General features: G+C 68.5%; 2 protein-coding genes. Both read left to right on the top strand.

Going from position 1 to position 1,512, the window contains the following annotated elements; all coding sequences use genetic code 11:
- Positions 1-852, top strand: an 852-nt coding sequence (locus FKP22_RS30080; RefSeq protein WP_141291882.1) for a glycosyltransferase, incomplete at its 5' end; no start/stop codon positions are given.
- A gap of 136 nt (positions 853-988) precedes the next feature.
- The gene (locus FKP22_RS30075; RefSeq protein WP_141291881.1) at positions 989-1,270 is read left to right on the top strand and encodes an HU family DNA-binding protein; all 282 of its coding nucleotides are present in this window, start codon (positions 989-991) and stop codon (positions 1,268-1,270) included.
- Positions 1,271-1,512: the final 242 nt, after the last annotated feature.

The following is a 1,512-nucleotide window of genomic DNA, read 5'->3' as shown; positions in this document are numbered from 1 at the left end:
GCCACGCAGCCGCAGGCGGTGATCAGCGTGCTGATCCCGACCCGCGACTACGGCGAGCTGGTGCGCGACTGCGTCGACAGCCTGCGCAGCTTCGCGCGTCACCCGGACGCGCTAGAGATCCTGATCGCCGACAACGGCAGCACCGACCCGGACACGCTGGCCTACCTGGCCCAGGCCGAAGCGGCTGGCGAGTTGCGCGTGTTGCGCATTGACGAGCCGTTCAACTGGAGCCGGCTGAACAACCAGATGGCCGCCGCCGCGCGCGGCCCGCTGCTGCTGTTCCTGAACAACGACACCCGCATGCTCACCCGGCACTGGGACGACCTGCTGCGCGGCTACCTGTCGCGGCCCGAGGTGCGCGCGGTCGGTGCCCGGCTGCTGTACGAGGACATGACGCTGCAGCACGCCGGCGTGGTCTTCGGCACCGAGGATTTTGTCGCCCACGAACACATGGGCGCCGCGGTGGACGCACCCGACAACCTGCTCAACACCCAGCTCACGCGCCGCGTCCAGGCCGTCACCGGCGCATTCATCGGCTGTACCCGAGAAACCTTTGAGGCCGTGGGCGGTTTCGACGAAACCCAGCTGACCGTGACCTTCAACGACGTGCAGTGGTGCCTGCGGGCGCAGGATGCCTCGGCGGCAGCCTGCATCCTGTACGCGCCGGCCATCAGCCTGATCCACCTTGAATCCAAGAGCCGCGGCTTCGACTTCGAGGACCTGGACAAGCAGCGCCGCGCCAACTACGAACGCGACGCGCTGGAAGCCCGCTGGCGGCCACAGATGACGGCCGCCATCCGGCTGCACCCGGCGCTGAGTCGCTGGACCTCGGCCGGCACGGCCCTGCGTTAGCGGCCGAGTTGCCACAACATGGGATTGGCTTTGCCCGTTTCGATGGGATGATGCGAACCCGAATTCGATCGCGCCCGGCCACTGCGTGGCACCAGCAGGGCGCTTGTCTTGCCCTACCCACTGACGGAGTACCCTCATGAAAATCGCTGAACTCGCTGCCCAGATCAAGGAAAAGAACCCCGCCGCCGTTGGCAAGCTGGCCGACAAGGCGCTGGAGCGCCTGCTGCGCATTGCGCTGGTTCAGGTCCGCAGCGCGGTCGCCGAGGCCGAAGACAACGTGCAGATCGAAGGCCTGGGCCGCTTTGCCGTGCGCAATGTCGACAAGGTCGTCAAGGGCGAGAAGGTGCCGACCCGCCGCGTGATCTATGTGGCGCCCAAGCCCAAGGCGGCTGCTGAAGCCGAACCCGCGGCTGAATAAGCTGCGCTCGCCCGGCGCCTGTCGCGCCGGTGCCGAGCATCCTCCGGCCGGTCGCCTCGTGCAGGCCGCGGAGGATTCTGGAGAGCCCGCGCCGCATGTCACTGGCCGATCCTGCCGAACCTGGCCTGCCGCTGACGGACCCGGCCTGGCTGCCCGAGGCGCTGCCACCCGCGCTGAAGGTGGCCCTGAGGCAGTCCGGTGCCATCGCGCCCAAGGACTTCCCGGGCGGCCTGGAGCTGCTG

Origin of the sequence: Ideonella azotifigens (assembly GCF_006519715.1) — a bacterium.
In the GTDB taxonomy this organism is placed as follows: Bacteria; Pseudomonadota; Gammaproteobacteria; order Burkholderiales; family Burkholderiaceae_C; genus Ideonella; species Ideonella azotifigens.
The sequence above is the reverse complement of the archived record's forward strand: the minus strand, read 5'-3'. Positions and strand labels throughout refer to the sequence as shown.